Below are 23,157 nucleotides of genomic sequence, written 5' to 3'. Positions count from 1 at the left end.
AAATAATGAAAGAAGACTATATTATTTTAACAAAGCAAAACTTAACTAACTTCCCATTCCAGCAAACCCCTAAACCAATAGTGCCCGTAGAGCCAGATTTGCTTTTGGAAATGACCTTTTCTCCAAAGCTATTTATCATCAGTGATATTGCGTCAAAAGTGGAGAAACTGGTCGTACACGGAGTAGAGTGGTTAGACGCTCGTGTCGATTGTTCTCCAAGCCAACCAACAGATGATCAAATTAAAGTTTATGAAGATTATCGAATGCCTTATATCCATCAAACTTATAAATTGACGGACAAAGAAAAACAATACGGCAAGTTAAACTGGCTAGACATTGAATCAACAGAGTTTGATTTCTCTAAATTAGAAAATATTCCTTTAGAAGAACGATTAATATTTAAACTAGAAGAAGATTTTGGCTTCGTTTTCATTCACCAAAGTGTGATTGACCTTCTTAAAAAAGACGTCAAAGACGTTTGGATAAGAGATGTATAATTAATAGCGCCGAAAGGCGCTTTTTCTTTTATTAAAAATAAAGTATGGTCTCCCTCCTTTTAAAATGGTAAGTGTTGAATAATTCTACAGTGGTTAGGTAAATGAATAAAATAACTAAACTCGCTTTGGCTTTGTCCGTATTGACATCTGTTGTTGGGTGTCAACTGGTGTCAAATACGCCGATGCAATCGACAGCAACGAAGGAAATAATTGAAAAAGCAAAGGCAGAGTTTGATGGACAACGCTTTTATAAGTTGAATGAATATGATGAAGAAATCAACGTTTCAGATGACGGGGTCATTACCTTCAAGTCTTACTTACCACGCAGCGGCGGCTATGAATGGGTACCAATTGTGATACGCGATACTAGTTTTCGTGTTTCTTGCGATTATTTCAGTGAATATGTTGAAGCTGGAATGGTTGTTCAGGTTCAGTTTGTAGGTAAACGCGGGCGCATTGAAAATTACGACAAGCAACGTTGTGAAGAGTTTGGTGAGCCAACATGGCAATAAGAGCTATAGATAATTAAAGCGCCGACAGGCGCTTTTTATTTACGCCTTAATTAACGTTAGAAGAGGTTTAGACCAATCTTCGGAAGATTAGGCAAGCAATGCGTAGTATCTGGTTAACGAAAAAATACGAAAGTTGCAACAATGTACGTGTCAGTAAAGTAGGAGCGATAAAGCCTCCGCGTACTGTACTCATCGTGTGTTACGTTAATTAGGAGTGTCTACCATGAAAAGCCAGAACGACAATCAAGCAAGTTACCAAGATGAACCTGATGAAGGTCGTCGCAATATGATGAAAATGACGGGTGCCAGCGTGGTTGCTATGGGAGTCGGATCGCTCTCAACGAGTTCCGTTCAAGCTGAGACGCAAATAAATCTTGGTGACACCTGGGATAAAACATTTACGAAAAGTAACCAAGTTCAACATCGCAAAGTGAGTTTTAAAAACCGTTATGGCATCACGTTGGCAGCGGATCTTTATCAACCTAAAAATAAAAGTGGCAAGCTTGCGGCTATCGTCATTAGTGGTCCATTTGGCGCTGTGAAAGAGCAGTCTTCAGGGTTATATGCTCAAACATTAGCCGAGCGAGGCTTCATTACTTTAGCGTTTGATCCGTCGTATACCGGAGAGAGTGGTGGTGAACCAAGAAACGTTGCATCACCTGATATCAATACAGAGGACTTTAGCGCAGCTGTGGACTTTATTGGCCTACAGAAAGACGTTGATCGTCAGAAAATTGGTGTGATAGGCATATGTGGTTGGGGCGGCATGGCGTTAAACGCAGTTGCTGCAGATAAACGCGTCAAAGCAGTCGCAACCAGTACGATGTATGATATGACCCGTGTAATGTCTAAAGGCTATAACGACAGTACGACGTTTGAACAGCGCACGCAAACGTTAGAGCAGCTAAGCCTGCAACGATGGGAAGATGCCGAAAATGGAACACCTACTTACGGGCCAGTATCGCTTGAGTTAGTTGGAGGTGAGCCCCAATTTGTTATTGAGTATGCAGCCTATTACAAGTCTCCTGAACGTGGCTTTCATCCACGAGCCATTAATTCAAATGCTGCATGGACACTCACAACGCCGCTGTCGTTTATGAATATGCCAATTCTGACCTACATTGAAGAGATATCTCCACGCCCAGTGTTGTTCATTCATGGCGAAAAGGCGCACTCTCGCTATTTCAGTGAAACGGCGTATGAAGCGGCGGCAGAGCCTAAAGAATTGATGATCATTCCAAATGCGAATCATACGGATCTCTACGATCAATTGGATGTGATCCCATTTGATAAATTAGAGAGCTTCTTTAAGGTTAATTTAGTTTAGATCGCCCTCTAGAAGACAACTGAGGAGCGGTTACTCTTGTGCTCCTCAGTTCCTATTGATTGAAAAATTCTCTAGATTCTCGGTGAACCATTACGGAGAGTATTTCATTATTGTCACAAGTCGGTATGAACTTGTTTTGTAGAAAACGCCAATAAAATTGCTAAACAGCTACATGCTAGTAGAACGACACCTAAGTTTTGTGCTGTTCCAGCCATCGCTAATCCCGTCCCGATCATGATGTAGTACATGAGCCCAAATAAAGCGCCTGCGCTACCTACCTGTTGTTTATAATCAACGAGTGCGTCACTGAGTATATTGGGTATCGCAATCCCATACGACATGGCGACTAACATCATTGGAGCAACAAACCAGATTGATTGGCTCAGAATCAACACACCGACTGATCCCAAACTAAGCAATACTGCTGAGAGCCAAAGTAGTTGGCTTTTTCGAACATTTTTAGACACTAGGGATTTATTTAAATAACTTCCAAGCAGAGTGCCTAACCCCAGTACCATGCCACTGTATCCAAATTGTTCGGAGTTATACCCAAGTGCTGAGAAAGTAAATGCGCCAAGTTGGTAATAAGCAAACAGAGCAATGTTATACAAAGCGACTAATAATGCTGAGCGCCAAATTCGCGCGTCTCTTAGCATTTTCAAGCTAAGTTGATGCAACCGCACTGGTGTGTGTTCCTTCTGTGTTTCAGGAAGCTTAATAACGTTATAAGCGAGCAATACTAGCGCGATTAAAAATAAGGCAAAAAACACGTAACGATATCCACCAAGCCCTGTAAGCTGTCCGCCTAATAGCATGCCTACTACCGGGCTGATTGATATACCCATCCCCATTAAGCAGAAGACTTTACTCAGTTCTTGACCGTCAAACGCGTCACGAAGCATGGTCTGTGTGACAACGGAACCTACCGCGATACCAAATGCGCTCAGGGCTCGCGCAGCCATGACAACAGCAAAACTCTCGGTTTGAGTTGCGAGTAAAGACGCAAAACCATAGATAAAGAGCCCAATTAACATGGTAGGCCTTCTTCCCAGTTTATCTGCGAGCACTCCCCAAACAACGACGCCAATGGCAAACGCTAGGAAGTAAATCGACAGTGTTTGTGCTGCTTGTGCGTGGTTTACATCAAATGATAGAGCGATTGAGCTCAACGCTGGGCTATAGATGGTTTCTACAATTTGCGGAAACATCAACATAACCAGCATGAGCCATAAAGAGGGCTTAGTATTCATATTGTTACCCATTGTTAATGAAGTTGGCGGGCAGTATAAATGAGGCTATGATTGATCTAATAACAACATAAAAACCAAATACATCAACATTCGGACAAAATGGCACTTATTGACGAAGAAACACAATTTGACGCAGACAAAATTTCTAATTGTGTAGTGGGAATTGCTGCGGATATTGGCAAGCACGACTCAGGTATGCATCAGCACAAGAAAGGGCAATTGTTGTACGCATCTCAAGGTTGTATGAGTTTTGCTCTGAAAGATTCGATTTGTATTCTGCCCCCGACAAAGGCGGTTTGGATCCCAGCTAATACGCCGCATCGAGCACTGATGACGAATGTGGTTGCGTATCGATCTTTGTATTTTGATTGTGAGGTGTTTGCGTGTCCGAGTAAGATCACGATGATAGAAGTGAATAATTTACTCCAAGCCCTCATTGATAAAATGTCATTTTGGGACTGGGATAAGCCTAACAGCGAGATGCTAAATACGACAGCACTCTTCTGGGAGGAGTTTTATGCTGCGAAACGTTATTCGTTTCAGTTGCCTTTGCCATCACATCGGCGCTTAACAACATTTCGCCGGGAGTTGGTTGAACCTTCATTTCTCGCTCCTTCGCTTACTACTCTTGCAAGCAAAGTGGGGGCAAGTACCAAGACGGTAACACGATTATTTAAGTCGGAAACGGGTATGAATTATCAAGATTGGCGTCAACAGTGGAGGCTCTTAAAAGCAGTTGAATTGTTATCAACGGGAATGCAAGTCAGCGCCGTTGCTGATTGGCTGGAGTTTTCTTCAGACAGTGCTTTTATTGCATTTTTCAAAAAGCAAACTGGGCAAACACCGCTAATGTTTATGAAAACTAGACCTTAAAACATCACGATGCTTACGTATTTCTTTAGTACAAATTTGGGCTTTATAGATTCCGTATATATTGGTTCACATAGTGAAATGCTATCGAGCACGTTACTTGTGTTTACTCGGCAGCTGACGAAAATATTGAGTAGCAAAGTCAATAAAGGCTCGGATGCGTTTTGGTTGATGTCGGTCGTGATGGTAAAGGAGTGAAAACTCCACACTCGGAATGCTCCAGTCGGTAAACACTTCTTTTAGCTTGCCTGTCTGGAGTTCTTGTCGGCAATAAAGTGCTGGTACACGGATGATACCATTTCCCGCCAACGCTGCTTTTATCATTACTCTGCCACTCTTACATCGTAACTGTCCACGTATCTGGTGTTCCGTTGACTGCTTTGTATTTGTGTTCTCGAATGCCCAGCGTGTCACACTACCTGTCAAACAAATGTGTTTTTCTAAGTCTTTTGGATGCGAAGGATAGCCATGTGTTTCTAAATAACTTGGGCTTGCGTACGTCCCCATTTCCACATCAATCAGTTTGCGAGCGATAAAGTTGGAGTCGTCTAACTTTCCCATTCGAAAAGCGATGTCGAATTCATCCGCGATTAAATCGACACGATGGCTGCTAAAATCTAAGTTAATGTTCACTTGTGGGTGTTGGATTAGAAACTGAGCAACGATATCTGCGACAACGTCTTCCCCTAAATAACCCCCCACGCAGTTGATACGAATTTCGCCTCTTAATTCTTCTACATCATCAACCACTGCCATAACAGCTTGATCAATATTGTGAAGGGCGGTTTCACACTGTTTATACAGAACCTTGCCTGCTTCGGTGAGCTTCAGTGTTCGAGTGGTTCTTTGTAGCAAAGTGGCACCAATCTGTTGTTCCAGATTTGTTATTTGACGTGAAACGTGTGAGCGAGAAACGCCAAGTTGCTCTGCTGCTTTCGTGAAGTTTCCTAGTTGAGCGATTAGGACGAAAGAGCGGATATCCGCAAGGTTGATGTGTGTTTGCATGATGACTTCTGCGTAATTCAAAAAAGTATTGTTGCAGTATAACAACAGTGTTTCAACTAGGTCGGTATATATCAACAAACAAAGTTTTCTTAAACTTATCGCCATTGAGGTAAACCGTTCTATTAAGGATTCAAAATGAAAAAGTTAATTGTTATTACAGGCGCTAGTTCAGGCATTGGTGAAGCGATTGCACGTCATTTCAGCGAACAGGGCCATGCTCTTCTTTTGTTAGCAAGACGTGTAGAACGTTTAGAAGCATTAAACTTACCAAATACGCTTTGTGAAAAGGTAGATGTGACCGATAAAGCTTCTTTTGAAGCGGCAATTGAGAAAGCAGAAGCGTTGTATGGTCCGGTAGATGCACTTGTAAATAACGCAGGCGTTATGCTTCTAGGCCAGATAGATACTCAGGACGCATCGGAGTGGAAGCGCATGTTTGATGTGAACGTACTTGGCTTGCTAAATGGCATGCAGTCCGTTTTAGCACCGATGAAAGCACGCAACAGTGGTACGATCATCAATATCAGCTCTATTGCGGGCAAGAAAACATTTCCTGATCATGCCGCTTACTGTGGTACCAAATTTGCGGTTCATGCGATTTCTGAAAACGTACGTGAAGAAGTCGCATCATCGAATGTTCGTGTTACGACTATTGCACCTGGCGCAGTGGAAACTGAATTACTTTCACATACTACGTCTCAAGATATTAAAGATGGCTATGATGCTTGGAAAGAGGATATGGGGGGCGTGTTGGCAGCCGACGATATTGCACGAGCAGTGCTGTTTGCTTATCAGCAACCGCAAGGTGTATGTGTTCGCGAAATTGCTTTGGCACCAACAAAACAGCAACCTTAACATTAATTCACAGCGACTTCTGGATCATTAGGGCTGTGAATGTTTGCACACTGATTCGTGATTGATATGGCATCTTTCAACTAAGTCGTATGAAAATTTAGGTTACCCATTTAAGTCCGTAGCCTAAGTGTGTTATTGCTTATACCCAAGTTACTCAAGGTGAGAAAAAACTTTGAGTAATTTGGGTTTTTATTTGGTCTCAATTTTTAGTATGTCGCTCTATTGGGGCCAGCGGGCCACAGTCGTAAAGAAAAGGAGAAGGTGACGTAAAGCAAAATGAAGCAATATCCATAGCTTAATGAGAATTGATTTCATCAACGTCACAAGCCGTTACAATTATCCGTTAGGTATTATACTTTGTGGGTGGTTAATATTTAACCAAACAAGGAGGTGTGTATGAAACGATTCGCGAACATACTTTTTGCAACACAAGGATTGCCTGGTCATAGTGAGGCGCTCGAACAAGCGATGAGGATCGCATCCAGCAACAAAGTACCTGTTTCAGGGCTAATTGCGTGCCCCGATTTCCCCGCGGATATGCTCCAGTATCAGCAAAGTTATGAGCAATCGCTACAAGACTCCCTCAAACAAAGCATTCAGGAATACAGACAGAAGCTCGATCTTTCTGAAGATGATCTGGCATTTCCTCTTACTGTGAAAAGCAGTGAAAAACCCGCTGTCTGTATCATTAAAGAAGCATTAGCTGACAACAAAGATCTTATCATCAAAGAAGCTGAACCACTCGGTGAAGGTGCTGAAGGCTTCAAAGCCATTGATATGACACTGTTACGCAAATGTCCTTGTCCATTATGGTTACACCGACCGATTGATAAGCCGAGAGACAAACGCCGTGTGGCTGTTGCTATAGATCCGTTAACGGCGAGCGATGAACAGCACTCATTAGCGGTGCGTTTACTTGAATTATCTCGTTCAATAGCCGACACCTGTGACAGTCGTTTACATGTGATTTCTTGCTGGGAATATTACTTAGAGAACTACCTACATGACAATGCTTGGATTCAAGTCGACGATGCTGAGTTGAAACATGAACTCGACAAAGCAAAAGCCGATCATAAACAAGCTCTACAACAACTGCTGGAAGAGTCGGGGATTACGGGTGAAATTGTGATTCATCATTTACACGGAAAGCCTGATGAAAAAATCCCGGATTACGTAGAAAGCATAGAAGTGGACGTTCTAGTCATGGGTACCTTAGCGAGAACTGGGATATCTGGCTACGTCATTGGTAATACGGCTGAAAACATTTTGCAATCTATAAACTGTAGTTTGGTCGCTCTTAAGCCCGATGGTTTTGTATCGCCGATTCAGTAATTGGTGTGTAACAAACCTGGGTTTAAGTGGTTGTTTTAGGTAAAGGAGGGAGACGGAGTTCTAGAACATGGAATTATCAGTGTATCAATAAGTTATCAGAGGAGAGTGACATGAAAAACCTATGCCCGAAATGCCACACAGAAATGATAGAACGTTCGAACGTTTATGTTTGTCCGAGAAATGATATCGGTGACTGCACCTACGATGCGTTCGAGTTAACTGATGACGATAATCCATACACATTCAGTCGAGAACACGTAAGTAGTGATCTACGTTCTTACACCGTAGCGGACAGCAAGTAGCTGTTTGTATTAACGTTCCTTTAAGTAGCATTCGGTGATTGCTGTTTGCTACTTATCCCTTGGTTTTATGATCTTTTTTGAAATACTTGGGCTAAAACAATCAAGTGGAGCTTTTTATCTTTGCGCCAAATAGGGCGAACTTTCTTATAAAAATGAATGGGCTGCGATGTTGAATAGCATAACGGGTAAAGAAAACCTGCCGAAAAATCCCGATAATCAGTTGGTCTTACTGATTTTCCCTGTGCTGCCAATTTTAATCTTCTCTTTTCTTTTTTACATCTACACACCCGCAGGCGTAAGCTGGAATGCGGAATGGATACCTAGCCTCGATATTAACTTCAGCTTTAGGTTAGATGGTCTGTCATTCCTTTTTGCCGGGCTGATCAGCGGGATTGGCGCACTGATCCAAATATACGCTTTGGCTTACTTACGAGAGAGTGATAGCCGATTTTCCTTTCATTTATACCTAATCCTATTCATGCTTGCCATGCTAGGGATTGTGATGAGCGATAACATCCTATTGTTGTTCGTTTTCTGGGAACTCACCACCATCACTTCTTACTTACTGATTGGTTTTAATCACGAAAACAAAACGTCACGAAAAAATGCACTGCAGTCGTTGATCGTTACAGGTGCTGGTGGATTAGCGTTGTTAGCTGGCCTTATCTTGTTGGGAGCGATGGCAGGGAGTTATGAGTTACATACGATCATCGCTCAGGCGGACACGATTGCGCAGCACGAATGGTTTATGCCATCTCTAGTGCTCATACTACTTGGTTCATTTACTAAATCTGCGCAGTTCCCGTTTCATTTTTGGCTACCTAACGCGATGGCAGCGCCCACTCCGGTCAGTGCGTATTTACACTCGGCAACAATGGTAAAGGCAGGCATTTACTTGTTAGCGCGTTTATCGCCAGTTTATGCTCATAGCGAGGTTTGGTTTTATGCCTTAGTGATCACAGGGAGTATCACCGCCGTTTGGTGCACGTTTGTCGCATTAAAACAAACTGACTTGAAGCTGATGCTAGCCTACAGCACGAACGTGGCTTTGGGGAAACTAACATTATTGTTAGGTATGGGCACAGATTTGGCCGTGAGCGCAGTATTGATGTTTATTCTCGCTCACTCTTTCTATAAAGCAGCGCTGTTTATGGTGGTGGGCAATATCGACAAAGCGACAGGAACACGAGATATCGATCAACTGTACGGCTTGAAGTCAGTGCTCGTCATCAGCATGGTTGCGGGGAGTTTGGCTGCATTGTCTAAAGCGGGATTCCCGCCGTTGTTAGGCTTTTTGAGCAAAGAATACATGTACAAATCCGCCGTAGAGCTCAATAACTGGATCGCCTTTGTACTTTTAATCGTGAATATACTGATGGTTGCGCTAACCATTATGCTTATAGCGAGACCATTCTTTGCTCGCCGTGATCTCATGCCGATTGAAATGAAGCCAGTTGAGACAAAAAAAGCCATGTGGTTCTCGCCTTTGCTCTTGGCACTTGGCAGTCTCATCGTTCCGCTAGTCGGTTTAAATTGGTTAGATCACAATATCATCTTTCCTGGCTCTGCTGACATTCTGCCTGCAGCCGATATTAAAGCGACATCATTATGGCATGGAGTGAATGTACCGCTGGTCCTAAGCGTTATCACGCTAGTATTGGGGTATGTGGTGTACCGTGTTTATCCTACTGTGTCTGCATTTTTTCAGCGGTTACATCTATTCGTCCCCAAAGCGGAGAATGTTTTTGAACGACTATTAGATGGCATGATGACACTGGCGAAGTGGCAAACGGCGCTGTTGCAGCAAAAGAAGTTGAGTCGTTATGTCCTGCTATTTTTCGCGGTACTCGCCGTCGCTTTACTTGGTCAGGTAGCATTTATTCCTCAGCCTTTGTTAGAGCAGCTTTCAAACGTGGCTTTCTATGAGATTGGCATTGCCTTATTGCTGATTGGTGCAGCGATCGTATGTACGTTGTCTCACTCAAGGCTTCTTGCGATTTCTGCGCTAGGTATGATTGGTTTTATGACCACGCTTGTTTTTATGATCTACAGTGCTCCGGACGTCGCGAAGACTCTACTGTTAGTGGAAACATTAATGGTGGTCTTTTTAGCATTGTTAATGCGTCATATGCCGCGTTTAACCACCGTGCCCAAGCATTCGATAAAACGTAAATTGGCGAATGTTTGTATAGCGGGCGCGATAGGTGTTTCGATTACTTTCCTCTTGTTAGGAATCACGTCCCAGCCGATGGATTCATCGGTGTCGGAATTCTTTGCGGAAAATAGTGTCCCAGGCGGGCATGGGCGCAATATTGTCAACGTCATTCTCGTCGACTTTCGTGCGTTCGATACATTGGGAGAGGTTGTCGTCGTTGTCATTGCTGGGATTGCAGCAGTGAGCTTGCTTAAGACAAGAGCGAAAAAGCAAAACCGTATTCAATCATTAATTTTTGCAACCACGGCACATATCGTCGCGGCGCTCATGCTCGTGTTCTCAGTGTATCTGTTATTACGTGGTCATAACGAACCGGGTGGTGGCTTCATTGGTGCATTGATTGCCGTTATTGGCTTATCGCTTCTCATGTTCGCGGAATCACCGAAATATGTTCGTTCTAGATTGTATTTCAAGCCGTTTTTCATTGCGTTATTTGGCATCGCATTGAGCTTGATATCAGGAGCTTTGAGCTTTGCGTTTGATAAACCGTTTTTGACCGGACTGTGGTGGAAAGATGTGATACCACTAGGGACGCCATTGGTTTTTGATGTTGGTGTTTACCTTGCTGTTATAGGTGGCGTGATGGGGATGCTGCTTCGTGTTAATGAGGAGCTAGAGTGATGGAAATAGTCTGGAGTGTTGTCGTTGGAGTATTTGTCGCCGCAGGCGTTTACTTAATGCTAGAAAAACATATCTTGCGTCTTTTGTTCGGTATCATGTTACTCAGCAGTGCGGTTAACCTTGCTATTTTTACCGCGGGAAGGCTGACTCCTGGAGAGCCGCCATTGATTGGCGATAATGCACTTTTTCCACCAGATGGCGCGGCAAACCCATTACCTCAAGCGCTGATTTTAACCGCGATAGTCATCGGTTTTGGGCTACTTATTTTTGCTTTAATGTTGTTCTATCGAGCTTATAAAGATTCTGGAACCGCAGACGTCGATGAAATGCAACGTTCTGAGGAGGGTCAATGAGTTCGATTTTGCTGACGTTACCTGTTGTTCTTTCATTGAGTACGGCGCTGACCATTTTCTTTGTACGTCGCTCAACAAAAAGTGCTGAGTGGTTAAGTGGCGCGAGTGTGATTTTGAACCTTGTCGTCGCAGGCCTTCTCACAGAAAACATCATAAGTAATGGTATTCAAGCCGTTGCTTTTGGCCAGTGGCAAGCACCATTTGGTATCGTTTTTGTCGCAGATTACTTCAGCGTTGCCATGGTGATGATTACGGCAGTGATTGGTGCGATATGTGTTTTCTATGCCATGGCGGACCTTCACCGAAAACCTTCCTATAGCAATTACCATGCGTTGACGCACGTGTTGCTTGCTGGTGTTTATGGCGCGTTCCTCACCGGAGATATTTTTAATCTGTATGTTTGGTTCGAGGTCATGCTCATCGCGTCATTTGGTTTAATGGTATTAGATGCAACGAAAACTCAAATTGATGGGGCAGTGAAGTATGTGATGTTGAACCTGATTTCGACGCTAGTGTTCTTACTTGCCATCGGTTTGTTGTATGGTGCAACTGGCACCTTGAACTTGGCCGATCTCTATACCAAAGCGGGAGAGAGCGAACTGAGCATCAACATGATGTTGTCCGCCTTGTTTTTGTTTGCCTTTTCTATCAAAGCGGCACTATTTCCTTTATTTGCTTGGTTGCCAGCTTCTTATCACACCTTACCAAGTGGTGTGGTTGCGCTGTTTGCTGCGTTGCTTACTAAAGTCGGCGTATACGCGTTAATACGAGTCTTCACATTAGTATTTCCGCTCGCCGAGAGTGGTTGGCAGCCGACGTTGATTTGGATTGCTGGCCTCACCATGTTAACGGGCGTTTTGGGGGCGGCAAGTCAATTCGACATTAAGAAAATTCTTTCTTTTCACATCATTAGCCAAATAGGTTACATGATAATGGGATTAGCGATTTACACTCCTTTAGCTTTGGCTGGCGCTATTTTCTACATTGTTCATCACATCATTGTAAAAGCGAATTTGTTCTTAATCGGTGGCTTTATTGAGCGCAAATATGGGTCTAGTCAACTTGAACATTTGGGCGGGGTATATAAAGCAATGCCTTGGTTAGCGTTCTTGTTTCTTGTCCCTGCGTTTTCTCTGGCAGGATTTCCGCCGCTCTCTGGTTTCTGGGGCAAATTCTTGGTCATCAAATCGAGCATACAGGTTGAATATTACTGGTTAGCCGGTACCGCTCTATTGGTGGGGCTGCTTACCGTCTACTCGATGACGAAAATTTGGAGTGAGGCATTCTGGAAAAAGCCGGTTAGGGAGAAAACAGAACAGACTCTGCAAGTCAAAGTACATTGGTTGTATTGCGTTCCAATTGCCGTATTGACCATGTTCACGTTGATCATAGGCTTGGTGGCGGAGCCTTTTTATCAGTTTTCTGTTCAAGCCGCTGAACAACTGTTAAATCCGAATGAATACATTCGAGCGGTATTGGGAGGAAATTTATGATCTATCTATTCCTCAATCTTTTCTTAGCATTAGCATGGATGATGTTAAACGGCAGTTATTCGAGTTTGAATTTTATTGTCGGATTTACGGTCGGTTTTTTTGCCTTACGGTTGAGCCAACCATTTGGATTAAAAACCAGCTACTTTCGACGTTTTGCGTCGGCATTAAAGTTACTGGTGTACTTCGCTTATGAAATGATCATATCGGTTGCAAGAGTCGTGTGGGATGTTGTGACGCCAACGCATTTGAGCCAGCCAGATATCGTCTATGTCCCTTTGGACGTCGATTCCGACCTTGAAATCACCTTACTTGCGAATATGGTTTCGTTAACACCGGGCACACTCAGTTTGGACGTTACGCCTGATAAAAAGCATCTTATCGTTCATGCCATGTTTGCTCCTGAGCATGAAGAAGTTATTCGTGGAATTAAAAACGGATTAGAGCATCGAATTTTGGAGGTGACGCGTGGATAGTTGGCTGCAAATAAGTGTCACTTTTGCCTATGCAGGGCTATTACTCAGTTTTGTTATGGCTTTCTTCCGTTTAATTTTAGGACCAACGCTGGCTGACCGAGTTGTGGCGTTAGATTTGATTTCATTTATCACCATCGGTTTTATTACGGTTTACACCTTAGACAGTGGTGAGGATGCCTTGTTAGATATCGCCATTACATTAGGTTTGGTCGCATTTCTTGGCACAATCGCATTTGCGCGTTTGATCGTTAAAAGGAAGGAGAAAGAATAATGGATGTGTTGATTGGGCTGTTTTTATGTTTAGGGACGTTATTGATCCTAAGCGCTAGTTTAGGTGTGTTGCGGTTGCCAGATCTATATACCCGAATGCATGCCGCAACCAAAGCCGGTACCGTCGGAGTTAGTTGCTTACTACTAGCGGTTGCCCTCTCAATTCCTGAAGTCACCGTGATCTCCCGAGTTATCGGTACGATGTTGTTTATCGTTCTCACGGCGCCAGTCGCCTCCCACTTGCTCGGCAGAGCAATGCGAGAGGTCGGATATAAGATTTGGCGCAATGATTAAGTTTTTTCTTGTTTAACCAATTGTCACTATTGATTAAGCTGGCTAATTTCTTCCAGCACTTCTGGGTTAGCAATGGCACCAATGTTTTTTACAGCTTGCCCGTTGACCAATTGTTTCACTGCTAGTTCAACCAGTTTGCCTGAGCGCGTTTTAGGAATATCACTGATAGCAAAAATTTGGCGTGGTACATGGCGCGGTGAACATTTTGTTTTTAATGTTTGGCGAATTGAATCGGTGAGTTGTTGGGTTAACTCGACCTCGTGAGCGAGTTTTACTAGTAACCAGATTTCTTCTGACTGCTGGTTTAACTTGCCGACGGCGATGGAGTCCTCGACCTCGGGTAACGTGTTCACTTGCTGATAGATCTCAGCGGTGCCGATTCGTACGCCGCCTGGATTCAATGTCGCATCGCTACGGCCATAAAAAATAAAGCCGCCATGTTCGGTTTGCATCACATCGTCGCCGTGGTGCCAGATATCAGTAAACTTGCTCCAATAAGCGTTGTGATAGCGTTCGCCGTTGTCGTGCCAAAAGCCGATAGGGAAGTTAGGTAGCGAGTTATTGCAAGTCAGTTCGCCGCGTTGCTCTGTAATGATTTTTCCCTCGTCGTCCAAAACACGCACGTCGATTCCCAGCCCTGCGCCTTGGCATTCACCTTTGTATACCGGAGATATTGGGTTTCCAAGTACAAAACACCCACAAATATCCGTGCCGCCAGCGATAGAAGCCAAATGTAAATCCTGCTTGATGTGCTGGTATACATAATTAAATTGTTCTGGGTAAAGCACCGAACCAGTTGAGCACAGAGTTTTGAGTGATTTCAGGTCATGTTCTGACTTTGGAGAGTAATACGTTTGCTCTAGCGCCTCTAAATATTTCGCTGACGTACCAAACAGCGACACGCTATGTTCTTCCGCTAATCGCCATAAGACGGAGTGAGCAGGGTACACAGGGCTACCATCGTAAATCACTAAGGTAGCACCACTCGCAAGTGCTGAAACATGCCAGTTCCACATCATCCAGCCACATGTTGTGTAATAGAAAACCTTGTCTTGCGGTTTGATATCGCAATGTAGTTGATGTTCTTTGAGGTGATTGAGCAAGGTGCCGCCCACGGAATGGACAATACACTTTGGTTGCCCTGTTGTACCAGAAGAATACAAAATGAATAACGGGTCATTAAACAGTACTGGTTGATATTGAATTGGTTGTGGAGAAAAGTGGTGAGCTATATCAGACCAAAGTACAAAGTCAGAAGTGTTAGCACTCTTAGAGTTTTTTAAATATTCGATTTGGCATACGCTAATTGAAGGGCTTTCTGGTACGTTACTTAACTTGCTGTTAAGACTGATGTTTTTCTCTGCCATATCGAAAGCTTTGCCTCCGAACTGGTAGCCGTCACAGCAAAAAAGTACTTTCGGTTTGACCTGACCAAAACGCTCTACGACGCTATCGATACCAAAATCAGGCGAGGTTGAAGTCCAAATGGCACCAAGGCTTGTAGTTGCCAACATGGCTATAACGGTCTCTGGGAGATAGGGCAAGTAGCCTGCAACGACATCGCCTTTGCCAACATCACAAGTGAGTAGCCATTGCTGAACGACAGACACTTGTTCCAGTAACTGTTTACCAGTGAGCTGCCTGTGTTTACCGTTTTCATTAGTAAAAACGATAAACTTACGCTCAGGTGTTTTTTCGGCCTGAGAGAGGAGATTCTCTGCATAGTTAAGCGTGGCGTCAGCAAACCATACTGTGTCTCTATTTACATGGTTATAAGCAGTATCTGGCTGTGTCCACTTGGGAGCACCAAGGCTTTTTACTTGCGAACCCATATCTCCGATTACGTTGCAAAACTGCCATGTATGTCGCCAAAAGTCGTCATTGTGATCAATGGACCACTGGTGCAAAGACGCGTAATCATTGATTGAGATATCTTCGGTTTGGTGCGCACTAACCGTCTCGATAAATTGTAGCAAGTTGCTATTGCTGACGCGCTCAGCAGATGGTGACCAAATAGGTGCAGAATTTGGCATAGGTCCCTCTAATTTCAATCCGTTTGAATATGGCTAAAAACAAAATAAAAGGGCGAACATCGTAATGCTCGCCCCTCGTCTCGATTGCTTAAAGTTGCTCGGCAAGCTGAGGTAATACCTCAAACAAATCACCAACCAATCCATAGTCGGCAACTTCGAAGATAGGAGATTCAGGATCTTTGTTGATCGCGACAATCACTTTGGATTCCTTCATCCCGGCAAGGTGCTGGATGGCACCGGATATCCCGACCGCAATATAAAGTTTAGGCGCAACGATTTTACCGGTTTGACCCACTTGTAAGTCGTTGGCTACAAACCCAGCATCAACCGCCGCACGAGAAGCGCCAATGGCGGCCCCCAGTTTATCGGCGACTTGTTCGATCAACGCGAAGTTCTCTTTGCTACCGACCCCGCGTCCACCTGACACAACCACCTCTGCTGCACTCAACTCTGGTCGCTCTGACACGGTTTTATCGACAGAAACCAATTCAACCAATGGAGTTGAGATGGTGACTTGCTGATGCTCGATGTCAGCTTGATTGTGACAAGTAACCGGCTCAAACGCAGACGCGCGCACGGTGACGACGCGAACCTTGTCGCTGGTGGTCACTTTGGCAAATGCGTTTCCTGCGTAAATAGGGCGGATAAAAGTGTTTTCATCGATAACTTGGACAATATCGGAAACTTGCCCAACGCCGAACTTCGCGGCTATTCGCGGTGCAAGATCTTTCCCTTTTGATGATGAGCTAGCCCAGATTGCGTCAAAACCTTCAGCAATACTCACCACAATAGGTGCGATACTCTCGGCAAATTGATGCTTAAGTTGCTCATCATCGACACAAATTACATTTGATATACCATCAACGCGACAAGCTTGTTGAGCGACTTCTTCACACTGGTGGCCCACTACGATCAAAACATTGTCTTGGCTGACTTGTTTTGCTGCATTAACTACTTTGAGTGTGTCCGCATGCAATTGGTTATTGTCATGTTCTGCTATGATTAAGTTCTTCATGAAATCACCTTCGCTTCGTTACGCAGCTTATCGAGAAGCTCTGAGACAGATTCAACCTTGATGCCACCTGTTCTCTGCGCTGGTGGTGTGACTTCTTGAATGGTTTGGCTAAATACCACTTCAACACCCAGAGTGTCAGGTGTGATTGTATCTAACGGCTTGCGCTTGGCTTTCATTATATTAGGCAAAGAGGCAAAACGCGGTTCATTCAGGCGTAAGTCAGTACTGACCACAGCAGGTAGGTTCATCGCGACCGTCATCAAGCCGCCATCCACTTCTCTCACGACCTGAACTTTTTGATCTTCTATCTTCATGTCTGAAGCGAAAGTTGCTTGAGGCCAGTCAAGTAGGGCTGCCAACATCTGAGCCACTTGGTTGTTGTCGGTATCAATCGACTGTTTACCCGTAATCACAAGCTGTGCTTGTTCTTGCTCGACCAGAGCTTTGAGCAGCTTAGCGACGACTAATGGCTCTATTTTTTCTTCAGTATCGACATGAATAGCGCGATCGGCACCTAACGCAAGCGCAGTGCGTAGTTGCTCCTGACATTGGCTACCGCCAGCACTGACAACGATGACTTCATCTGCAATACCTTGCTCTTTTAGTCGTACGGCTTCTTCAACGGCTATTTCGCAAAATGGATTAATCGTCATCTTGACGTTATTGGTTTCAACATCGCTATGGTCCGCTTTCACACGAACTTTAACGTAGGGATCAATGACCCTTTTGATTGGCACTAGTATTTTCACGTTAGATTCCTTTTTACAGTGAAGACTATGTGTTTACAGTGAAGACGATGTGATGACGTCTTTAAAATGATGTTAATTTACCTTTACGTTTGCGTCAACTTTAAATATATTGTTGCTTAACAAGTTGGCAACATGCAAAGAAAAAGGAATGCAATCATGGAAAGAGACTGCATGGAATTTGATGTTCTGATTGTAGGCGCTGGTCCCGCAGGTTTGTCTGCGGCATGCCGAATCAAACAGTTAGCCGCAGAGAAAGAACAAGACCTCTCTGTTTGCGTGGTAGAAAAAGGCTCTGAAGTTGGAGCGCATATTTTATCGGGTGCGGTGTTTGAAACGCGCAGTTTGGATGAACTGTTTCCAGATTGGCAGGAAAAAGGCGCACCGCTCAATACCAAAGTAAACCAAGATAAAACCTACTATCTAGGCAATGAAATCAATGGTCATGAACTGCCTTCTTGGGCGGTGCCTAATACGTTACATAACAAAGGTAATTACATAATAAGTTTGGGCAGTCTATGCCGATGGATGGCGTTGCAGGCTGAGAACTTAGGGGTGGAGATCTACCCAGGTTTTACCGCCAGTCAAGCCATCATCGATGAAGACAACCGCGTTTGTGGCGTGATCACGGGCGATATGGGATTAGACAAAAATGGTGAACAAAAAGGAAATTTCGAACCTGGTATTGAACTGCGAGCGAAGTTTACTTTATTTGCTGAAGGCGCGCGGGGTCATATTGGTAAGCAGTTGATTAATCGATTTAATCTCGCTGAAGATAAAACGCCTCAACATTACGCTATCGGCTTTAAAGAGCTGTGGGAAATACCACCAGAGCAGCATCAACAAGGGTTAGTGGTTCACGGCTTAGGCTGGCCGTTAGCGAACGAAGCTACAGGTGGCAGCTACCTCTACCATTTAGAGGGAAACCAAGTTGCCGTCGGGTTGATTGTTGACTTGAACTATAAGAATCCGCACTTGAGTCCATTCGATGAATTTCAGCGTTTTAAACATCACCCGATGATTGAGCAATACCTCAAAAATGGTAAACGAATTAGTTATGGCGCAAGAGCGATCACCAAGGGCGGTTTCCATTCGCTTCCAACGCAACAGTTTGCTGGTGGCTTGTTGATTGGCTGTGATGCAGGAACGCTTAACGGCGCTAAAATCAAAGGCACGCACACCGCAATGAAATCTGGCATGCTTGCCGCCGAAGCAGTATGTGAAGCCCTTGAGAGTCAGTCAGTTACTGCTGATTATCAAAAGCATTTCAAACAGTCTTGGCTGTATGAAGAGCTTTATCAAGCACGTAACTTTTCAAGTGGCATTCACCGCTTTGGATCGTGGCTGGGCGGTGGCTTAGCGCTGCTGGAACATAACGTGTTAAAAGGTAAAGCTAAGTGGCATATCCGCTGTGATAAGCCTGATCATCAGTCTCTGTTATTGGCGGAAAACAGCAATAAAATTGTCTATCCGAAGCCTGATGGTGTGTTAAGTTTCGATCGCCTCTCTTCTGTTTATCTATCCAATATCTTCCATGAGGAAGATCAACCATGCCACTTACGACTGGCGAACCAACGGATTCCTATTGAGCAGAACCTTGAATTATATGCAGAGCCAGCACAGCGCTATTGCCCAGCTGGCGTTTATGAAATCGTACAGGGGGATCAGCAGCCAGAGCTACAAATAAATGCGGCGAACTGTATCCACTGTAAGACCTGCGACATCAAAGATCCAAGTCAAAATATTACTTGGACACCGCCGGAAGGTGGTGGTGGCCCTAACTATCCGAATATGTAGTCGTCTGAGAATAATTTTTATTAACAATTTATTTACTTAAAGTTTGCGTTAGTTCAAATCTTTCTCGATGAACTCGATTGCAACTTAATCTTTCAAGCACTATTCTGATTTTAAATTGACGTTTACGTAAACTGAATACAAAGTTGATGCATAGGTGTAAAAGCGGTTACCAGTATCAAAGTTAGGTTTGATCAAATAGTGCTCAATGGAACGCACTTAAATAACGAAAGGGAGATCAACTATGGTATCGGAATCGCCTCTGTTGCAGGTAAACGATATTTCATTGGCTTTTGGTGGGGTGAAAGCTTTAACTGACGTGAGCTTCCATGTGAATGAAAAGGAAATCTTTTCAATCATTGGTCCAAACGGTGCAGGTAAAACCTCAATGCTCAATTGCATCTCTGGTCGATACACACCAAACAAAGGCTCTGTAATCTTCGCTGGAGATGATGTAACCAAACGAACACCTAGCCAACGAGCTGAGTTAGGGTTGGGAAGAACCTTCCAAAACTTAGCGCTCTTTTCTCATATGTCAGTACTCGACAACATTATGGTTGGCCGACATCACCTACTAAAAAACAACTTCGTCACGGGGCCACTGTATTGGTTCTCTAACGCACAGAAAGAAGAGATGGCGCACCGCAAGTACGTGGAAGACGTGATCGATTTTCTAGAAATCCAGCACATTCGCAAAGCCACCGCTGGCACACTTTCTTACGGTTTACGTAAACGTGTAGAACTTGCTCGTGCCATTGCCTTAAAACCTAAGTTGTTGCTGCTTGATGAACCGATGGCAGGCATGAACTTGGAAGAAAAGGAAGACATGGCGCGTTACATCATGGATTTAAACGAAGAGTTAGACATCACCATCATCATGATCGAGCACGATATGGGCGTGGTGATGGATATCTCTAACCGCGTATTGGTGTTGGATTTTGGTAAACACATTGCGATGGGCGAGCCAGAAGAAGTGATGGCCAACCCACATGTGAAACAAGCGTACTTAGGCGAAGAGCTACCGACATTAGAGGAGAGTGCATAATGGCACAGCAACATAATGATTGGGCAGATATAACCCGCTTAGATACCTTTCCAAAAGTGTTGCAGCACAATGCCAAGCACTGGCCCGAGCAAGTCGCAATGCGTGAAAAGGAGTTTGGTATTTGGCGAGAGTTCACTTGGCAAGATTATGAAAATCGAGTGAAGTGGATGGCTCTGGCATTGCAAGATTTAGGTGTTGGTGAGCAAGACGTTGTTGGTTTGCTGGGTGATAACCGCCCGGAATGGGTATGGGGCGAGTTGGCCGCACATGCGATCAAAGGTTTCTCGCTGGGCATCTATCAAGATTCCATGCACGAAGAGGTGGCGTACCTCATAAACTATGCCAAAGCAAAAGTCGTGGTTGCGGAAGATGAGGAGCAATGCGATAAGCTACTTGAGCTCGGTGATGAGATCCCAAGCGTAGAATTCATTATCTATTGTGACCCGCGTGGAATGCGCAAGTACGACGACCCACGACTGATTGATGTTGAGCAGGTCTATAAAAAAGGTCAACTGATCGACAAAGCGGATCCCGATAAATACCTCAATATGGTTGCGGCAACCAAAGGCAGCGATCTTTCGATTCTTTGTACCACGTCGGGTACGACTTCCAAACCAAAATTGGCTCAGCTCCACAGCGGAACTTTCTTGGATCACTGTGCGGCTTATTTGCGTGCCGACCCGCGCTCCCCAGGCGACAACTACGTTTCTGTTCTGCCTTTGCCTTGGATTATGGAGCAGGTGTATGTGGTTGGTCAGGCGTTGATTTCTCGTCAAATCGTTAACTTCGTGGAAGAACAAGAAACCATGATGTCTGACTTGCGCGAAATTGGCCCGAACTTCGTCCTACTTGCACCGCGTGTATGGGAAAACATTGTGGCAGACGTGTCTGCACGAATGATGGATTCTACACCGTTTAAACAGAAGATGTACAAACTGGGCATAAGCTTAGCCAACAAAGCACTGGAGCAGGGCAAACGTTCAAAACTCGCTGAATGGATTTTGCTACGTGCTTTGCGTGACCGCTTAGGTTTCTCGAATCTAGCATCTGCTGCGACGGGTGGTGCGGCGATGGGACCGGATACTTTCCGCTATCTGCAAGCGATCGGTGTACCACTCAAGCAGCTTTACGGTCAAACCGAAATGTGTGGTGCGTACACCGTCCACCAAGCCGATGACGTGGATTACGATTCGGTCGGTGTCGCGTTTGACAATGCAGAAGTGAAAGTCATCAACCCAGACAGCAATGGCGTGGGTGAGATCATCGCGAAAAGTACCGGCATGTTTACTGGCTACCTGAACAACCAGGAAGCGTATGACGAAGACGTACAAGACGGATGGATGCATACGGGTGATGCGGGTTACTTTAAAGATTCTGGTCACTTGGTGGTGATTGATCGTCTGAAAGACATGTCGGAAACCAGCCATGGCGACCGCTACTCTCCGCAGTTCATTGAAAACAAACTCAAGTTCTCGCCGTTTATTGCAGAAGCCGTAGTGGTGGGCAAAGGTCGACCTTGGCTATCCGCCATCATCTGTATTCGCTACGCGATTGTTGCGAAGTGGGCAGAGCAGCGTGGTTTGGCATTTACTAACTACACCAACTTATCCGCTCAGCCAGAAGTGTATCAAGCGATTCGTGAAGAAGTGCTGAAAGTGAACGAATCACTGCCAGATGCACAGAAGATCAGCAAATTCATTCTACTTTACAAAGAGCTGGATGCCGACGATGGCGAGCTAACTCGTACGCGTAAAGTGCGTCGTGGTGTGGTTGCGGAGAAATACGGAGACATCATCGAAACCATCTACAGCGACGATCCAAAAGTCGATGTGGATACGGTGATCACTTATCAGGATGGCACCAAAACACGCATTCAAACGTCGCTAGTGATTGAAACGCTTATTGAACATGAGCCAACACTGGTGGATAGCGAACAACGGAGGATCGCATAGTGAATACGGATTTATTACTGCAACTCGTCATTAATGGCGTGATCGTTGGCATGTTGTATGGCGTGGTCGCCATGTGCTTTGTACTGATATACAAATCGACCCAGGTGGTCAACTTCGCTCAGGGTGAGTTCTTGCTGATTGGCGCGTGGGTATGTTGGGCGGCGCTTGTTCATCTGCAACTGCCATTTTTTATCGGCTTTTTACTCACGCTCGCGTTCATGATGGTGTTCGGTATCGCCGTGCAAACCATTGTGCTCAGACCGTTGATTGGTGAACCGATTATCTCTGTGATCATGGTGACCATCGGTCTGTCTATGTTCTTCCAAGCATTGATGAAATGGATATTTGGTGTCTCAGCTGTGTCGTATCCGCAAGTGTTCGAAACAAATGTGGTGAATATCGGTGGTTTGAACGTTGAGTTCGCTTACATTCTGAGTTTGATCTTCTCGATGCTCATCATGGGCGCGTTCTACTGGTTCTTCAAATTCAGCAAAATGGGTCTGGCAATGCGCGCAACGGCATTTAACCAGCAAGTCGCGCAGAGTCTTGGCATTTCCATCAAGAAAGTGTTCGCCATTAGTTGGGCTATTTCGGCAATGGTATCTGCAACAGCAGGGATTGTTATCGGTATCGTTAACGGCGTATCTGACGCGCTATCCATTATTGGTATCAAAGTCTTCCCAGCCGTTATTTTGGGTGGTTTGGACTCGGTGGTCGGCGCGATTGTCGGTGGCATCACCATCGGAGTGCTAGAGAACTTAGCTGAGTTTTTTGATAGCCAATACCTGCAAGTGGGTAACCTTTATAACATCGCACCGTTCTATGTGCTGTTAATCATTCTTGCCTTCAAGCCATATGGCCTGTTTGGTACCAAAGATATCGAGCGTATTTAAGGAGAAATAA

At 44.6% G+C, this 23,157-nt stretch carries 22 protein-coding genes; 17 read left to right on the top strand and 5 right to left on the bottom strand.

Annotation, left to right across the window (positions count from 1 at the left end; translation table 11 throughout):
• The first annotated feature begins 5 nt into the window (after window positions 1-5).
• The 3 genes from R2S67_RS05070 to R2S67_RS05060 all read left to right on the top strand — a co-directional run bounded on the left by R2S67_RS05070 (window position 6) and on the right by R2S67_RS05060 (window position 2,336).
• Window positions 6-497, top strand: coding sequence for a hypothetical protein (locus tag R2S67_RS05070; RefSeq protein ID WP_317342658.1), 492 nt, complete (start codon window positions 6-8; stop codon window positions 495-497).
• Window positions 498-598: 101 nt separating this feature from the next.
• Window positions 599-1,009, top strand: a complete 411-nt coding sequence (locus R2S67_RS05065) for a hypothetical protein (protein WP_006741077.1) — start codon at window positions 599-601, stop codon at window positions 1,007-1,009.
• Between the two features lie 223 nt (window positions 1,010-1,232).
• On the top strand, window positions 1,233-2,336 hold the full coding sequence (locus R2S67_RS05060) for an alpha/beta hydrolase (RefSeq protein WP_176319289.1): 1,104 nt from the start codon (window positions 1,233-1,235) through the stop codon (window positions 2,334-2,336).
• A 113-nt stretch (window positions 2,337-2,449) separates the two neighbouring features.
• Here R2S67_RS05060 and R2S67_RS05055 read toward each other — a convergent pair whose 3' ends face one another.
• Complete coding sequence (locus tag R2S67_RS05055; protein WP_317342656.1) at window positions 2,450-3,586, bottom strand: multidrug effflux MFS transporter; 1,137 nt, start codon at window positions 3,584-3,586, stop codon at window positions 2,450-2,452.
• Between the two features lie 99 nt (window positions 3,587-3,685).
• On the opposite strand from R2S67_RS05055, the gene R2S67_RS05050 reads away from it, so the two are divergent.
• Window positions 3,686-4,459, top strand: coding sequence for an AraC family transcriptional regulator (locus tag R2S67_RS05050; RefSeq protein ID WP_046875925.1), 774 nt, complete (start codon window positions 3,686-3,688; stop codon window positions 4,457-4,459).
• Between the two features lie 93 nt (window positions 4,460-4,552).
• Here the strand turns inward: R2S67_RS05050 and R2S67_RS05045 are convergent, their stop codons facing one another.
• Entirely contained in the window at window positions 4,553-5,461 is a 909-nt protein-coding gene (locus R2S67_RS05045; RefSeq protein WP_046876154.1) for a LysR family transcriptional regulator, read from the bottom strand.
• A 135-nt stretch (window positions 5,462-5,596) separates the two neighbouring features.
• Between R2S67_RS05045 and R2S67_RS05040 the strand changes: the two genes are divergently transcribed.
• The 9 genes from R2S67_RS05040 (at window position 5,597) to mnhG (ending at window position 13,669) form a co-directional block, all read left to right on the top strand.
• A complete protein-coding gene (locus R2S67_RS05040) occupies window positions 5,597-6,316 on the top strand; it encodes an SDR family oxidoreductase (RefSeq protein ID WP_046875926.1) in 720 nt (239 codons plus the stop codon).
• 396 nt (window positions 6,317-6,712) lie between these two features.
• On the top strand, window positions 6,713-7,648 hold the full coding sequence (locus R2S67_RS05035; protein ID WP_046875927.1) for a universal stress protein: 936 nt from the start codon (window positions 6,713-6,715) through the stop codon (window positions 7,646-7,648).
• A gap of 110 nt (window positions 7,649-7,758) precedes the next feature.
• Complete coding sequence (locus R2S67_RS05030; RefSeq protein WP_005392611.1) at window positions 7,759-7,950, top strand: hypothetical protein; 192 nt, start codon at window positions 7,759-7,761, stop codon at window positions 7,948-7,950.
• 166 nt (window positions 7,951-8,116) lie between these two features.
• Window positions 8,117-10,786, top strand: coding sequence for a hydrogen gas-evolving membrane-bound hydrogenase subunit E (gene mbhE, locus R2S67_RS05025; protein WP_317342652.1), 2,670 nt, complete (start codon window positions 8,117-8,119; stop codon window positions 10,784-10,786).
• Window positions 10,786-11,139 carry a Na+/H+ antiporter subunit C gene (locus R2S67_RS05020; protein ID WP_182032890.1) on the top strand — a complete coding sequence of 118 codons (354 nt, stop codon included), beginning with the start codon at window positions 10,786-10,788 and terminating at the stop codon, window positions 11,137-11,139. Before mbhE ends, R2S67_RS05020 begins: the two co-directional genes overlap by 1 nt.
• Window positions 11,136-12,632 (top strand): Na+/H+ antiporter subunit D, encoded by a 1,497-nt coding sequence (locus R2S67_RS05015; protein WP_317342651.1) that lies wholly within the window; start codon window positions 11,136-11,138, stop codon window positions 12,630-12,632. Before R2S67_RS05020 ends, R2S67_RS05015 begins: the two co-directional genes overlap by 4 nt.
• Complete coding sequence (locus tag R2S67_RS05010; RefSeq protein ID WP_005392607.1) at window positions 12,629-13,105, top strand: Na+/H+ antiporter subunit E; 477 nt, start codon at window positions 12,629-12,631, stop codon at window positions 13,103-13,105. Before R2S67_RS05015 ends, R2S67_RS05010 begins: the two co-directional genes overlap by 4 nt.
• Window positions 13,098-13,376, top strand: a complete 279-nt coding sequence (locus R2S67_RS05005; protein WP_005392606.1) for a cation:proton antiporter — start codon at window positions 13,098-13,100, stop codon at window positions 13,374-13,376. Before R2S67_RS05010 ends, R2S67_RS05005 begins: the two co-directional genes overlap by 8 nt.
• Window positions 13,376-13,669 carry a monovalent cation/H(+) antiporter subunit G gene (gene mnhG, locus R2S67_RS05000; protein WP_054867462.1) on the top strand — a complete coding sequence of 98 codons (294 nt, stop codon included), beginning with the start codon at window positions 13,376-13,378 and terminating at the stop codon, window positions 13,667-13,669. The genes R2S67_RS05005 and mnhG overlap by 1 nt, the downstream gene beginning before the upstream one ends.
• A 26-nt stretch (window positions 13,670-13,695) precedes the next feature.
• Here mnhG and R2S67_RS04995 read toward each other — a convergent pair whose 3' ends face one another.
• The 3 genes from R2S67_RS04995 to R2S67_RS04985 form a co-directional block, all read right to left on the bottom strand.
• On the bottom strand, window positions 13,696-15,702 hold the full coding sequence (locus R2S67_RS04995) for an acetoacetate--CoA ligase (RefSeq protein ID WP_317342647.1): 2,007 nt from the start codon (window positions 15,700-15,702) through the stop codon (window positions 13,696-13,698).
• 88 nt (window positions 15,703-15,790) lie between these two features.
• Complete coding sequence (locus tag R2S67_RS04990) at window positions 15,791-16,717, bottom strand: electron transfer flavoprotein subunit alpha/FixB family protein (protein WP_317342645.1); 927 nt, start codon at window positions 16,715-16,717, stop codon at window positions 15,791-15,793.
• A complete protein-coding gene (locus tag R2S67_RS04985) occupies window positions 16,714-17,466 on the bottom strand; it encodes an electron transfer flavoprotein subunit beta/FixA family protein (RefSeq protein WP_317342643.1) in 753 nt (250 codons plus the stop codon). Before R2S67_RS04985 ends, R2S67_RS04990 begins: the two co-directional genes overlap by 4 nt.
• A 156-nt stretch (window positions 17,467-17,622) precedes the next feature.
• On the opposite strand from R2S67_RS04985, the gene R2S67_RS04980 reads away from it, so the two are divergent.
• The 4 genes from R2S67_RS04980 to R2S67_RS04965 all read left to right on the top strand — a co-directional run bounded on the left by R2S67_RS04980 (window position 17,623) and on the right by R2S67_RS04965 (window position 23,147).
• Window positions 17,623-19,260: an electron transfer flavoprotein-ubiquinone oxidoreductase gene (locus R2S67_RS04980; protein ID WP_317342642.1), complete on the top strand. Its 1,638-nt coding sequence runs from the start codon at window positions 17,623-17,625 to the stop codon at window positions 19,258-19,260.
• A gap of 241 nt (window positions 19,261-19,501) precedes the next feature.
• Window positions 19,502-20,302 (top strand): ABC transporter ATP-binding protein, encoded by an 801-nt coding sequence (locus R2S67_RS04975; RefSeq protein ID WP_005392600.1) that lies wholly within the window; start codon window positions 19,502-19,504, stop codon window positions 20,300-20,302.
• Window positions 20,302-22,254 (top strand): long-chain fatty acid--CoA ligase, encoded by a 1,953-nt coding sequence (locus tag R2S67_RS04970; RefSeq protein ID WP_317342640.1) that lies wholly within the window; start codon window positions 20,302-20,304, stop codon window positions 22,252-22,254. The genes R2S67_RS04975 and R2S67_RS04970 overlap by 1 nt, the downstream gene beginning before the upstream one ends.
• Window positions 22,254-23,147, top strand: coding sequence for a branched-chain amino acid ABC transporter permease (locus R2S67_RS04965; RefSeq protein ID WP_005392598.1), 894 nt, complete (start codon window positions 22,254-22,256; stop codon window positions 23,145-23,147). The genes R2S67_RS04970 and R2S67_RS04965 overlap by 1 nt, the downstream gene beginning before the upstream one ends.
• Window positions 23,148-23,157: the final 10 nt, after the last annotated feature.

Origin of the sequence: Vibrio sp. T13N (assembly GCF_032970445.1) — a bacterium.
In the GTDB taxonomy this organism is placed as follows: domain Bacteria; phylum Pseudomonadota; class Gammaproteobacteria; order Enterobacterales; family Vibrionaceae; genus Vibrio; species Vibrio diabolicus.
The sequence above is the reverse complement of the archived record's forward strand: the minus strand, read 5'-3'. Positions and strand labels throughout refer to the sequence as shown.